Annotated in this window: 18 protein-coding genes; 10 read left to right on the forward strand and 8 right to left on the reverse strand. The window is 51.2% G+C overall.

Annotation, left to right across the window (positions count from 1 at the left end; genetic code table 11):
• A partial coding sequence (locus tag H7A81_RS21625) for a nickel/cobalt efflux transporter (protein ID WP_182058680.1) occupies positions 1 to 562 on the reverse strand: 562 nt, incomplete at its 3' end.
• A gap of 115 nt (positions 563 to 677) precedes the next feature.
• Here H7A81_RS21625 and H7A81_RS21630 point away from each other — a divergent pair.
• Together H7A81_RS21630 and H7A81_RS21635 are read left to right on the forward strand one after the other, a co-directional pair.
• The gene (locus tag H7A81_RS21630) at positions 678 to 953 is read left to right on the forward strand and encodes a metal/formaldehyde-sensitive transcriptional repressor (protein ID WP_166934515.1); all 276 of its coding nucleotides are present in this window, start codon (positions 678 to 680) and stop codon (positions 951 to 953) included.
• Positions 954 to 962: 9 nt separating this feature from the next.
• A complete protein-coding gene (locus H7A81_RS21635) occupies positions 963 to 1,313 on the forward strand; it encodes a DUF3147 family protein (RefSeq protein ID WP_034824206.1) in 351 nt (116 codons plus the stop codon).
• Between the two features lie 172 nt (positions 1,314 to 1,485).
• Here the strand turns inward: H7A81_RS21635 and H7A81_RS21640 are convergent, their stop codons facing one another.
• Positions 1,486 to 2,022: a cysteine hydrolase family protein gene (locus H7A81_RS21640; protein WP_160867505.1), complete on the reverse strand. Its 537-nt coding sequence runs from the start codon at positions 2,020 to 2,022 to the stop codon at positions 1,486 to 1,488.
• A 334-nt stretch (positions 2,023 to 2,356) separates the two neighbouring features.
• On the opposite strand from H7A81_RS21640, the gene H7A81_RS21645 reads away from it, so the two are divergent.
• The 3 genes from H7A81_RS21645 to H7A81_RS21655 all read left to right on the forward strand — a co-directional run bounded on the left by H7A81_RS21645 (position 2,357) and on the right by H7A81_RS21655 (position 4,125).
• A complete protein-coding gene (locus tag H7A81_RS21645; RefSeq protein WP_182058681.1) occupies positions 2,357 to 3,121 on the forward strand; it encodes an AraC family transcriptional regulator in 765 nt (254 codons plus the stop codon).
• Between the two features lie 122 nt (positions 3,122 to 3,243).
• On the forward strand, positions 3,244 to 3,813 hold the full coding sequence (locus H7A81_RS21650) for a LysE family translocator (RefSeq protein WP_255479015.1): 570 nt from the start codon (positions 3,244 to 3,246) through the stop codon (positions 3,811 to 3,813).
• A 24-nt stretch (positions 3,814 to 3,837) separates the two neighbouring features.
• Positions 3,838 to 4,125 (forward strand): chorismate mutase, encoded by a 288-nt coding sequence (locus H7A81_RS21655; protein WP_182058683.1) that lies wholly within the window; start codon positions 3,838 to 3,840, stop codon positions 4,123 to 4,125.
• A 95-nt stretch (positions 4,126 to 4,220) separates the two neighbouring features.
• Here the strand turns inward: H7A81_RS21655 and H7A81_RS21660 are convergent, their stop codons facing one another.
• Positions 4,221 to 4,511 carry a hypothetical protein gene (locus H7A81_RS21660; protein WP_166934522.1) on the reverse strand — a complete coding sequence of 97 codons (291 nt, stop codon included), beginning with the start codon at positions 4,509 to 4,511 and terminating at the stop codon, positions 4,221 to 4,223.
• A 125-nt stretch (positions 4,512 to 4,636) separates the two neighbouring features.
• On the reverse strand, positions 4,637 to 4,882 hold the full coding sequence (gene ycgZ / locus H7A81_RS21665) for a regulatory protein YcgZ (RefSeq protein WP_058960954.1): 246 nt from the start codon (positions 4,880 to 4,882) through the stop codon (positions 4,637 to 4,639).
• Between the two features lie 282 nt (positions 4,883 to 5,164).
• Here ycgZ and H7A81_RS21670 point away from each other — a divergent pair, with 282 nt between their 5' ends.
• Both H7A81_RS21670 and H7A81_RS21675 read left to right on the forward strand, forming a co-directional pair.
• On the forward strand, positions 5,165 to 5,548 hold the full coding sequence (locus H7A81_RS21670; protein WP_182058684.1) for a type II toxin-antitoxin system RelE/ParE family toxin: 384 nt from the start codon (positions 5,165 to 5,167) through the stop codon (positions 5,546 to 5,548).
• Complete coding sequence (locus tag H7A81_RS21675) at positions 5,541 to 5,867, forward strand: DNA-binding transcriptional regulator (protein WP_182058685.1); 327 nt, start codon at positions 5,541 to 5,543, stop codon at positions 5,865 to 5,867. The genes H7A81_RS21670 and H7A81_RS21675 overlap by 8 nt, the downstream gene beginning before the upstream one ends.
• 90 nt (positions 5,868 to 5,957) lie before the next feature.
• Here the strand turns inward: H7A81_RS21675 and H7A81_RS27795 are convergent, their stop codons facing one another.
• A complete protein-coding gene (locus H7A81_RS27795; protein WP_255479011.1) occupies positions 5,958 to 6,122 on the reverse strand; it encodes a hypothetical protein in 165 nt (54 codons plus the stop codon).
• The gene (locus H7A81_RS21680; RefSeq protein ID WP_255479012.1) at positions 6,119 to 6,793 is read right to left on the reverse strand and encodes an oxidoreductase; all 675 of its coding nucleotides are present in this window, start codon (positions 6,791 to 6,793) and stop codon (positions 6,119 to 6,121) included. Before H7A81_RS21680 ends, H7A81_RS27795 begins: the two co-directional genes overlap by 4 nt.
• Positions 6,794 to 6,901: 108 nt before the next feature.
• On the opposite strand from H7A81_RS21680, the gene H7A81_RS21685 reads away from it, so the two are divergent.
• Positions 6,902 to 7,840, forward strand: a complete 939-nt coding sequence (locus tag H7A81_RS21685) for an AraC family transcriptional regulator (RefSeq protein ID WP_255479013.1) — start codon at positions 6,902 to 6,904, stop codon at positions 7,838 to 7,840.
• Positions 7,841 to 7,843: 3 nt separating this feature from the next.
• Here H7A81_RS21685 and H7A81_RS21690 read toward each other — a convergent pair whose 3' ends face one another.
• On the reverse strand, positions 7,844 to 8,425 hold the full coding sequence (locus H7A81_RS21690) for an XRE family transcriptional regulator (protein WP_166934532.1): 582 nt from the start codon (positions 8,423 to 8,425) through the stop codon (positions 7,844 to 7,846).
• Positions 8,426 to 8,480: 55 nt separating this feature from the next.
• Between H7A81_RS21690 and H7A81_RS21695 the strand changes: the two genes are divergently transcribed.
• Complete coding sequence (locus H7A81_RS21695) at positions 8,481 to 8,987, forward strand: GNAT family N-acetyltransferase (protein WP_182058688.1); 507 nt, start codon at positions 8,481 to 8,483, stop codon at positions 8,985 to 8,987.
• A gap of 87 nt (positions 8,988 to 9,074) precedes the next feature.
• Here the strand turns inward: H7A81_RS21695 and H7A81_RS21700 are convergent, their stop codons facing one another.
• Entirely contained in the window at positions 9,075 to 10,052 is a 978-nt protein-coding gene (locus H7A81_RS21700) for an AraC family transcriptional regulator (protein WP_182058687.1), read from the reverse strand.
• 13 nt (positions 10,053 to 10,065) lie between these two features.
• Here H7A81_RS21700 and H7A81_RS21705 point away from each other — a divergent pair.
• On the forward strand, positions 10,066 to 11,188 hold a 1,123-nt coding region (locus H7A81_RS21705), incomplete at its 3' end, for an aldehyde reductase (protein WP_255479014.1).

Raw genomic sequence — 11,188 nt, forward strand, 5'->3', positions numbered from 1 at the left:
GTCCGTGTTCATGATGATGCCCGTGCCCATGATGATGCTCATGCTCATGATAATGCCCGTGCTCATGATGATGCTCATGATGATGTCCATGCTCATGATGATGCCTGTGCTCATGATGATGCTCATGCTCATGCTCATGCTCATGCTCATGATGATGCTTATGTTCATGATGACGATCCTGCGTATGTTCATGATCGTGGTGCTGGCGCCACGCTTGTGCTTCAGACCAGGTACGCCAGAACATCCAGGCAGCTGTTGCAATGATAATGAGGCCTGAAATCAGCTGCAGCCAGGGTTCGGCAGCTTCGGCAGTAAACTGCCGACTGATATACATCCCGCCCATCGCAATCAGCCATACCACCGTAGTGTGGGAAAAAGTGGCTGCCAGACCCAGCATCACCGCCTGGCGAACACTGCCACGGATGGCGACGATAAATGCCGCCATCATCGTCTTAGAGTGACCCGGCTCCAGGCCGTGCAACGCCCCAAGCAAGATGGCGCTGGGGATAAACAGCAACGCGCTAGACGTGCCCTGGCTCAGCAGGGCAGCGAAATCATTCATGGTGTGCATCTCGTGTCGTGATAAGTTGAAAGCGGCATTGCAGTGCCGTAAAATCAAAAAATTCAAAGAAAATATACTATACCCCAGTATACATTAAGATCAACAGGAGCCGAGAATGGGCCATACACTCAAGCATCAGAAAAGCCTGTTAACCCGCGTACGTCGTATTAAAGGGCAGGCAGCTTCGCTCGAGACCGCATTAGAATCGGGTGAGGAGTGCCTAAAAGTGTTGCAGCAGGTAGCAGCGGTACGCGGGGCAGTTAATGGTCTAATGGCAGAACTGCTGGAGGGGCATATCAGAGAGCACCTGATGAATGAATCTGCCACCGAAGCGGAGCGCACTCAGGATTTGGAAGAGATTGTCAGCGTTATTCGTTCATATCTGAAGTAGGAGCAAACCATGCTGTGGCTCATCGTAAAATACGCCATCACGGCGGGCATGGTGGTGCTGATTTCTGAAGTGGCGAAACGCAGTGACCGTCTCGGAGGGTTGATTGCGGCGCTGCCATTAGTGACGATATTGGTGCTGATCTGGATGAAGCTGGAAGGACAGAGCCAGGCAAAGATCGCCAGCCACGCCTGGTATACCTTCTGGTACGTGGTGCCAACCCTGCCGATGTTTGTCGCCTTTCCATTTCTCTATCAGCGCTGGGGATTTTGGCCCACGCTGGTGGCGAGTTGCCTGTTAACTATCGTGCTTTTTGTCCTGTGGGCAACGTTGCTAAAGCGCTTTGGCATACAATTGATGTAGTCTGATATTTTATGCTTGGACCCGTTTTCTTTACCCCTTTTTTATCTCGCGCTTGATGAATGAGGAGGGAGAATCCAGCACACAGGTTTATCAAAGTATTTTACTGGGTGCGGGATTCAGCGGGCGCGCGCGGTACTGAGGTCAGGGCGCGATATTGACCGCGCCCAAACATTCAAATGAGCGCGTCAGCCGTAGCCGCCAGTTGGGCAAACGGACCCGATAGCGTTTGGTTATGATGGGCAATGATCTGGGATGCACTCATCTGCCCGTTGTCTGTCGTGCTATGTGCATCGCTGATTAATACCACGCGAAAGCCTAAGTCTGCCGCTGCCCGGCAAGTCGTATCCACGCAATATTCTGTTTTCATACCACAAATCACCAACTCTTCAATTCCGGCGAGTTGTAGCGAAGCCAGGAGCGTCGTGCCACGGAAACAGTTGGGGTAGCGTTTCACAAACACACCATCCAACTCGGCATCTATCGCCAACTGTGGAATAAGCTGCGTGAGCGGACTGCTCTCGGCAAGCGGTGTTCCCTCAGGCCCGGTATGGCGAGCAGCAAAGATCGGAGCTTTTGCGTCGCGTGCACGGGCAATCAACGTGTTGATATTGTTCAGCAAAGTTTCTGCGGCAAATGGCTGCTGCGGCGCAAAAAACAAGCCGTGCTGCATATCGACAATCAATAGCGCTTTTTTACTTGAGGATGGCATGGTGTGTCTCCTTTCACTGGGTGATGAACGGAGACAATCCCCGTCCATTGGCTGACGGGGTGAGGATTCTGTACGCTTACGTTTTTGCTACAGATACACTCACGCCGCCGACGAATGCGGTGGTGGTTGTCACTGTGGTCAACGGAATGAACCAAGACATCATCGGCTCGCGGCAGATTGGGGAATAAATCTGACGTTAGCACAACATCGTACAAAATCCCTGCGGTTTTTTTTCTGCTGAGAGGAAAAGGCGCTAAAGTAGAGGGCAGTGTGTATCTGCGGAGAAACGACGTTGGTAAATCCCGTCCACTTGTCACGCGTTCTGCATAGCCCCATGGCGGGTACAGAGGCCATGGCGCTGCAGAGCGAACATACCTTTCCGCGCCATTCCCACGATCACTACGGGATTGGTGTCATCTCGCAAGGTGCACAGCGCTCATGGAGCCTGCTGGGGCAGATAGAGGCCGGTCCTGGAGATGTGATTATTGTCAATCCGGGAGAAGTGCACGATGGTATGCCGCTAAAGGGCGCGCGTAGCTGGCAGATGGTCTATCTGGAACCTGAACTGTTGTGGCAGGAGTTACGGATGGAGAGGAGTGATGCCGATGCAGTGCTCAAGCCGTTAGTCAGAGACAACTCTCTGAGCCATCGTCTGTTTCAGCTATTTTTCGCCCTAAATCAGACCAAGGTTGAACCGGGTTTTCTGGAAGAGACGTTATTACAATGCTTAATGCACCTCTGTCATCACCACCTTCTGACCCTGGCTTTCCCGCCCAACATGACACCCACGATACAAAGGGCAAAGCAATATTTAGATGATGCTCCATCACGTCAGACGAGCCTGAGTGAATTGGCAACGTTGTGTGGGCTAAGTCGATTCCAACTTTTGCGCAGTTTTGCTCGTGAAGTTGGAATGACGCCCCATGCCTATCTCATGCAGTTGCGCGTCCGTAATGCAAGACAATGGCTGGCAAAAGGGAATAGTGTGGCTGATGCCGCTGTTATGAGTGGTTTTGCCGATCAAAGCCACCTCACGCGTGCATTCTCGCGCCAAATGGGTATCACGCCGTCACGCTATCAAAAAGCCATTCTGCTGTAATCCTCTGCAATTTTATTCAAGACGCTGGCCTTTCGTGAATTGATACTCAGGCGATACATTCGACTGAGGGATTAAAAATGCACGCTGGAATAGAGTTTTATGTCACTACTTTGGTGGTGGTGATGTCACCGGGCCCTGGGGCTATGTTAACTATCGCCAGCGGTCTGAATCGAGGAATGCGTGTCAGTTTTATTACGGCTTTAGGGTGCACGCTCGGTATTGTGCCGCATCTTCTCGCTGCATTGCTGGGATTAGCCGTTATTTTTCATACCAGTGACTACGCATTCAACATGTTGAAGCTAATCGGCGTTGGCTACTTGCTCTACATGGCGTGGATGGCGCTACGTGAGCGGACGTCACTGACCACGGAGGTGGAGAGTAAAAAATCCGCATTGCGTATTATTAACCATGCTCTGTTACTCAATCTCTTTAACCCTAAGTTATCGCTGTTTTTTCTGGCTTTTTTACCGCAATTCATCGCTTCAGAGAGTTCGACGCCGACACAAGATATGTTAGTACTGAGTGCCATTTTTATGTTGCTGACGCTTTTCATCTTTATGTTGTATGGCGCTTTTGCCGCGCTGATGAGGCGTCGGGTGCTCGAAAAACCGCGCGTGATGCGCTTTATGAACCGAATCTTTGCGTTGAGCTTTGTTTGCCTGGGCATCAAATTGCTCATCAGTTCGCGATAACCCATTTATAAAGGAGAAATCTTGATGGAATTTGACTCTATTGATGCAGTCAGGGAAGAAATTGATCAAGTGGATCAACAACTGGTGGCACTGATTGCCCGGCGTGGAGAGTGTGTTAAGGCCGCTGCACAGTTTAAACAAGACCGCGCCGCAGTACGCGCTCCCGATCGTGTCCAACAGGTGATTGATAAAGTGAGAGTTCAGGCAAAAGCGCAGGGGTTATCTGAGGAAATTATTGAGCAGGTTTACCGTGCGATGATTACGGCCTTTATCGATTATGAGCTGCAGCAGCATGGTGAATTGAAAGCGTAGTGAAGCGCCCGACAAAAAAGGGCTGCAATAGGTTAAAATTGCAGCCTTAAGTTATGAAAATTTCATTAACAAGAGGGTGCCTTGAGGCCCCGATTTCAATGCTGTGTGTCTTTGCCCGTATTATCGCGGTTGCGAAAAATGTGTGTGACGTTATTGGTATCTTTGAGTGCCATGCTTTGCTGAGTAGCGGGTTGCATGTTGTTCAGGACTTCTGCCATCGCTAGGCTAAGTGCTTTTTGGCGGCCAGAATCGGGCTCAACGGACGCCATCAAACGAAGCTTATCGAGCAGGGCGCTGTTCGTCACCGGCCCCTTTTTTTTCAGCAGCTGCAGTACGGCATCGCCCATGACGATATCAGTTAATCGTTCATCTTTACTTCTGTTCATACACGTTCTCTGGTTACCGCAACAGACCTGCGACAGGTAACAAAGTGGATTCAGTCTAACGTGAAATAATCTATGAGGCGGAAGCCACTTTGTCCGATGTCAGGTCGGTGCGCAAGTTCTCAGGATCATCGCTCGGAGGTAAACATCAGGCCAATTAACTGTTGGTAGTGCAACTCTTCTTCCGGGCTGTTGGCCTGTTCCAGTCGGCAAATCAGCTTGGTGCAGATCGTTTTGCGACTCAGTGAACGGCCTGAACGCAGTATTTCTCCAACGATTTTACCCAGGATTTCCTGCTGAGAAGGCAGGGAAGCCTCATTAAAATAACGCGTAATCGCATCCGACGTTGATAGCAGGTTTCTACCCTGACGCATGGTTCCATCCTCCAGGTTAACTAATGAGCACTAGGCCCACTAAAGTTATACAAAGAAAAGCCTGTTGTACAGGAATAAGGTTAACCATCAGGGGAGCTGTTTTTGCAAAAAGTGCTAGTCTATTAATTACAGATGCTTATGTAAAAGCACTCTTTTCAGGGCATTTAAACTTGATGTCTGGGCCAATAAGATAGAGATTGAGTTAACCTATGGTACTTAGTACTATAGATATTGCATGTGTGGACAAGGAGCGTCCTTATCGAATCACAGTCAGGAGACACCATGGCAATTTATGTTTTAAAACCATTCGACAGAAATACCAAAGCTGATGGGATTGACGACGGCAAGCTATGCATTGCAGTGTTAGAAGTTATCGCGGGTCGATATGAAGCTAATTTAGGCGGTGGGGTATATAAGAAACGCATTCCCTTAACCAAAGGTAAAAGTAGTGGTGCCAGAGCTGTCATTGCTTTCAAAATTGATAAGCTCCTCTTCTTTGTAAATGGGTATGCTAAGTCAGCAGTCAAAAGCACAATACGAGAAATGACCGAAACTGAACTGCTACTTTATAAGCAAGTTGCCAAAGAGTTATTCAACCTCACCACTGAACAAGCAAGACGAGCGATTAGGGCGGGGAAAATGCGAGAGGTGCAGTGTGATGGTTAATCACCTTAAAGATCTTCAGGAAATCGCACATGATTTCAATGAAATTGGCGTTATCTCAGATGATCTTAAAGAAAAAATTGACTCCAGGGTAAGATTGCGCGAGTTGCGAGCGACACTGCCTGTTCTGCCTATGATGTCGGGCCAGGCTATTAAAGAATTGCGTGAGCGTTTGGGCTTGAGTCAAGCAATGCTGGCGGCTTGCGTTGGAATGTCAGTCGCCACGATTATTAAATGGGAACGAGAAGAAAAAAAACCAAACGGCGCGGCGCTGCGTTTGCTCAATATTATTGATCGTAAAGGTTTGAGTGTTCTTCAGTAATACCAAAGCCCCTGAATCGGGGCTTTAAGTTCCTTATTAATTATTTGAAGCCCCAATGTGCTAATTACTATTACATTCCTGTAAAGGTCACTAATCACCATCTGTTGAACGTGTCAGCGTTTCCCACGCCTCGATCTCTGCATTCAACGCCACAAGTTTATCCTTCACCAGCTTTAATGCATCGCTGCCGAGCAGCAAATGTGCAGGCGGGTTATCGCTCTCAATGATAGCCAGCATCGCGCGCGCTGCTTTCACTGGATCACCAAGCTGTTTGCCGCTTTTCGCTTCTCTTGCCTGGCGGATAGGATCAAAGAGAGCGTTATAATCACTGATGCTGCGCGCGCTTCGCACCATTGAGCGGCCGCCCAGTCAGTACGGAATGAGCCGGGAGCAACAGCGGTGACGTGAATATTGAAGGGCGCAAGTTCTTTACTGAGGGTTTCTGAGATTCCTTCCAGCGCAAACTTACTCCCACAGTAATAACTAATGCCCGGCATGGTGATAAATCCGCCCATCGACGTAATGTTAAGAATATGTCCGCGACGCCGTTGGCGCATGAAGGGCAATACGGCTTTGATCATCGCCACGGCACCAAATACATTAACGTCAAATTGGTGGCGCATCTCCTCCAGCGAGGACTCCTCCATAATCCCTTCGTGTCCATAACCCGCGTTATTGACCAAAACATCAATTGGACCCTGATCAGCTTCAATGTCGGCTATAAGGTCATCAATAACAGCGAAATGAGTGACATCGAGTTCAAACGCCAGCGCATTTTGCGGATGGAGTTGTTCAAATGCCAATTTAGCTTCTACATTTCGCACCGTCCCGATCACGCGATAACCTTTGGCTAAGGCCTCCAGCGCCAGCGCACGACCGAAACCGCTGCTTACACCAGTAATCAAAAGTGTTTTAGAGGTAGACATCGTTTTTCTCCCTACATGAATGATGCATGCATAATATTCTCTGGAGGTCAGCGCTATAAGGCCGTATCTTCTGCTTTTATTGCCTAATCTTATGAATGAGGAGGGGTGGTGGTAGATTCAGAGGTGCAACAACGTACGGTGGAATTGCTTAAATCGCTCGCGCCGCATGAGGGCTACAATCTGACGGCACTTTCTGATGTGCGTATTTTGCGTTCAGATCGCCCACTAGCGCGCACGCCGGTGCTTTACGATCCCGGTATTGTGATTGTCTGCCAGGGCACTAAGCGTGGTTTCTTTGGCGATCAAATCTACCTCTACGATGAGCAGCATTATCTGGCGGTTTCTGTGCCGGTTCCCTTTACCATGGAAACCACTGCCAGCGCAGAACACCCGTTGCTGGCGATCTATATGCATCTTGATTTCAGTGTGGCGACAGCATTGTTGCTGGAACTAGAGCAACAGCAGGTGCCTTTCACGGCGAAAGCGGCGCAGAGCATGATGTCGAGCCCAATGGATCAAGCGCTGCGTGATTCAGTGCTACGTTTCCTGGCGGCCCTGAGTCATCCTTTGGATGCACAGATCCTCGGCCCCGCACTGGTGCGTGAGCTCTATTATCGTGTGTTAACGGGTGCACAAGGTCAGGCACTGCGTGCCGCGCTGACGTTGCAGGGGCAATTCGGCAAGGTGGGTAAAGCGCTGCGCCATATTCATGCCTGCTATGCCCAGACGCTCAATCTGGCGCAGTTGGCGGGTGAAGCAGGCATGAGCGTGCCAACCTTCAGCGCGCATTTTAAAACCATCACCCAGCAGTCACCGATGCAATACGTGAAATCGGTACGCTTACATCAGGCGCGAATGCTGATGGTGCGTCAGGAGATGACTGCGGTCTCGGCGAGCCTTGCGGTGGGTTATGAAAGCGCATCCCAATTTAACCGGGAATTCAAACGTCTGTTCGGGCTGCCACCGGCGGAGGAGATCAAACGCATGCAGCGCAATTTCGCGGTGCCACCTGCACAGCAGGCTTCTGCATTTGTCTCTTCGCATTAGGGCTCACAGAGTGGTTTTAAGCACCATTACCGCATAACAACAAATGTCATCAGTCGCATTGGTAAACACGCAATCCGTGGGATCGCCCAATTCCAGGCAATCACCGACGTTCATTTCAAACAGATTGTCGCCCTCCTGAAAGCGCAAAGTGCCTTCCAGCACCCAGATCAACTGACGACGTGAAAGGTAGGAAATCGCTGGCATTGGCACGTCAGTGTGCGGAGGGAGCTCTACACTCACGACATCCAACGGGATATCGCCAGGTGAAATATGGCGGCGAATGTAGCCGGTTTCTGGGTCTTGCCACACCGGTTGCTGTGCATGACGCAGCAACGTACCTGGTTGCACCTCGGTTAGCGCGATGAGCTGTGACATGCTCATAGCAAACGAGCCGGCGAGGCGAGCGAGAGACGTCGCAGTTGGGCTGCTCTCACCCCGTTCTATTTTATGGATCATCGCCCGTGAAACACCGGACTGTTCTGCCAGGTCGGTTAAAGACCAGCCGCGCTTCTCTCGTTCGATTTTAATGTTCTGACCAATGCGCGCATTGATGTCATCTTCTTTACTGGACAATTCATCTAACATAATGGATATCTACAATAGTAAACGAAACATCCACTATAGTGACGAGGCGGAAATCATGCAAATACGAGCAGCAGAAGAGGGCGATGCCGGGGCGATCGCGGACATCTACAACGACGCAGTACTCAACACCACCGCGATTTGGAATGAGAATACCGTGGATATTGCTAACCGCATCCAGTGGATGGCCACACGGCAGGCCGCGGGGTTTCCGGTACTGGTAGCGGTTAATGAACATGGCGTGATCGGTTATGCCTCCTATGGTGACTGGCGTCCCTGGGACGGCTACCGACATACCGTTGAACATTCAGTCTATGTCCATAAAAACGGGCGCGGCCAAGGGGTGGGCGGCATGCTGATGACCGCCTTGATTGAGCAGGCGCGCGAGCAGGGCAAACATATGATGATTGCCGGGATTGAGTCAGAGAACAGCGCTTCAATCGCGTTGCACAAGAAGCTGGGTTTCAGTGATGGCGGCAGATTAAATCAGGTAGGCTGCAAATTTGGCCGATGGCTCGACCTGACCTTTTTGCAGCTTCAGCTTGATGCAAGGCCGCAGCCTTAACTTAGTGTTTCTGCAAAACGTATTCACTGGGTAAGCTGTCGATATCCTGCATAATCCGCGATACATGCTTGCGCATGCGATTACGTGCTAAGGCGGCGCCTTTTGTCCCATCGAACGTTCAGCCAGTCGCCACGCTTTTGGCGACATTCCCGTCTCGCGTTTAAACGCATGGCTGAAGGCGCTTTCTGAAGTGTAACCCAGCGACTGCGCCACCACGGCCACCTGATCGGACTCCTCACGTAAGGCGCGTTCGGCTAATCGCATGCGCCATTGTGTCAGATAGGCAACCGGTGTCACACCCGCCGCAGTTCGAAACTGCTGAGCAAAGGTGGTACGTGACATGGCGCAGGCTTTTGCCAACTCTTCCAGATGCCAATTTCTTGCCGGATCGCCATGCATCAGTTGAAGCGCAGGCGCAAGACGTGCATCGCCAAGGGCTCGCAGCCAACTGGCGGGGAGTGCATCACAGGTTTGCAGATGAGCACGCAAAATCTGAATAAACAGCAGTTGCGCCAACTGTGAGGAGGCCAGTTGCGAACCCGGCTGTGTGGTACGACGCTCTTGTACTAACTGGTCCAGTAACCAACGGAACGAGGCCGCTTGCGGAGAGGCGGCAGGGACATGAATCCATGGCGGCAAAATGTGCGTCAATAAACGGCCACTGGTGGGATTCAGCAGGACATGCCCACCGATATGCGCAAAATCATCCCCTTCACCAATGGGTGCATGAGGTTTTCCGGCACCGAAAAACACACTCATGGCATCAACCGGCTCTACGCCGGGCTCGCTGGACAGCACAAAGGCGCGTTTTGCACTCAGTAAACCAACATCGCCGGTTGAGAACAGAATTGGCCTGGTGTCGTCGTCAAACTGAACCCAGCATTGTCCTTTCAGGACGGCGAAAAACTTAATCTTCTCGGGCGCAGGGAAACGTAACGCCCAGCGACCGCCCGCGCTAAAGCCTCCCGTCACCAGGGATTCCGCGTGGACGAATTTCAGGATGTCGGAAAAAGGGTCGTTTTGCATTTCCGTACTATCACGCAACTTACACGCACTATCAAGCATTCAAAATCCGGTCATGGCTGTTTACTCTGCTCAGTATCACAACAGCGAGGCATTTTTCATGACTAAAGAAACCGTTTTGGTGACGGGTGGTACCGGTTTTATCGCGCAACATTGCATTATTTCCCTGCTTAAACAGGGATACAGAGTGCGCACGACGGTGCGTTCAGCCCAGCGGGAGAACGAAGTGCGACAACATCTCCAGCAAGGAGGTGTAGAGCCAGGCGAAAACCTGACATTTGTCGTGGCAGATTTAATGGCCGATCAGGGTTGGGATGCGGCCACTCAAGGCTGTACTTATGTGTTGCACGGCGCATCACCTACACCATCCGGTGAGCAGGCCACCGAGGCCGATTGGATCAACCCCGCGATTGAGGGAAATTTACGCGTTCTGCGGGCGGCGAGGGATGCAGGCGTTAAACGCGTGGTGTTAACGTCGGCATTTGGTGCAGTCGGAGTCGGTCACGCGGCGGACTACCCGCGCCCATTTAAGGAGACGGACTGGACGAACCTGGACAGCGATTTATGGCCGTATCAACGTTCCAAAACCTTATCGGAACGGGCAGCCTGGGCATTTATTGAGAAGGAGGGGCGGGGTTTAGAGCTGTCAGCTATCAATCCCGTGGCTGTACTCGGACCTGTGCTGGGCGCAGACTACTCACACTCAACCCGGATTATCAAAGAGATGTTAGAAGGGCAGCCGGGTTGTCCTGATATCAACAGCTGTTTTGTGGATGTGCGGGATGTCGCCGATTTACACGTCATCGCTATGAAGCACCCAGCAGCCAGGGGGGAGCGATTCCTTGCCAGTTCGGGCCATAGTTTGCGTCTGGTGGAGGTAGCCCATACCTTGAAAAAGTCACTGGGTGACGCCGCCCGCTGCGTATCAACGATCGAACTCACGGATGAGAGTGTGCGGGCTGCTGCAGATAAGAATCCAGTGATGATTGGGATGGTGAAATTGTTGGGGGTAGATATGAACGTCACGGCAGAGAAAGCGATGTCTGTGTTGGGCTGCTGTATGGCTATAGGTGTATGGCTGACTCGCAGCTGGAAAGTGGATTTGCTGGAGAGGGCCCTCACCGGCTGGCAGGTGAGACAGAGCGTAGGAGACGACGTCAGTGATCATAGTAACATCC

The sequence above is a fragment of the Pantoea sp. ME81 genome, from assembly GCF_903970985.1.
Taxonomy (GTDB): domain Bacteria; phylum Pseudomonadota; class Gammaproteobacteria; order Enterobacterales; family Enterobacteriaceae; genus Pantoea; species Pantoea communis.

What these genes read in the sequence shown, in the direction of transcription:
- H7A81_RS21645 (WP_182058681.1), top strand. Translation starts at nt 2,357, where the DNA reads ATGGCGGGTACAGAGGCCATGGCGCTGCAGAGCGAACATACCTTTCCG.
- H7A81_RS21630 (WP_166934515.1), top strand. Translation starts at nt 678, where the DNA reads ATGGGCCATACACTCAAGCATCAGAAAAGCCTGTTAACCCGCGTACGT.
- H7A81_RS21650 (WP_255479015.1), top strand. Translation starts at nt 3,244, where the DNA reads ATGTCACCGGGCCCTGGGGCTATGTTAACTATCGCCAGCGGTCTGAAT.
- H7A81_RS21640 (WP_160867505.1), bottom strand. Translation starts at nt 2,022, where the DNA reads ATGCCATCCTCAAGTAAAAAAGCGCTATTGATTGTCGATATGCAGCAC.
- H7A81_RS21670 (WP_182058684.1), top strand. Translation starts at nt 5,165, where the DNA reads ATGGCAATTTATGTTTTAAAACCATTCGACAGAAATACCAAAGCTGAT.
- H7A81_RS21635 (WP_034824206.1), top strand. Translation starts at nt 963, where the DNA reads ATGCTGTGGCTCATCGTAAAATACGCCATCACGGCGGGCATGGTGGTG.
- H7A81_RS21675 (WP_182058685.1), top strand. Translation starts at nt 5,541, where the DNA reads ATGGTTAATCACCTTAAAGATCTTCAGGAAATCGCACATGATTTCAAT.
- H7A81_RS21660 (WP_166934522.1), bottom strand. Translation starts at nt 4,511, where the DNA reads ATGAACAGAAGTAAAGATGAACGATTAACTGATATCGTCATGGGCGAT.
- ycgZ (WP_058960954.1), bottom strand. Translation starts at nt 4,882, where the DNA reads ATGCGTCAGGGTAGAAACCTGCTATCAACGTCGGATGCGATTACGCGT.
- H7A81_RS21655 (WP_182058683.1), top strand. Translation starts at nt 3,838, where the DNA reads ATGGAATTTGACTCTATTGATGCAGTCAGGGAAGAAATTGATCAAGTG.
- H7A81_RS21700 (WP_182058687.1), bottom strand. Translation starts at nt 10,052, where the DNA reads ATGCTTGATAGTGCGTGTAAGTTGCGTGATAGTACGGAAATGCAAAAC.
- H7A81_RS21695 (WP_182058688.1), top strand. Translation starts at nt 8,481, where the DNA reads ATGCAAATACGAGCAGCAGAAGAGGGCGATGCCGGGGCGATCGCGGAC.
- H7A81_RS21680 (WP_255479012.1), bottom strand. Translation starts at nt 6,793, where the DNA reads ATGTCTACCTCTAAAACACTTTTGATTACTGGTGTAAGCAGCGGTTTC.
- H7A81_RS21690 (WP_166934532.1), bottom strand. Translation starts at nt 8,425, where the DNA reads ATGTTAGATGAATTGTCCAGTAAAGAAGATGACATCAATGCGCGCATT.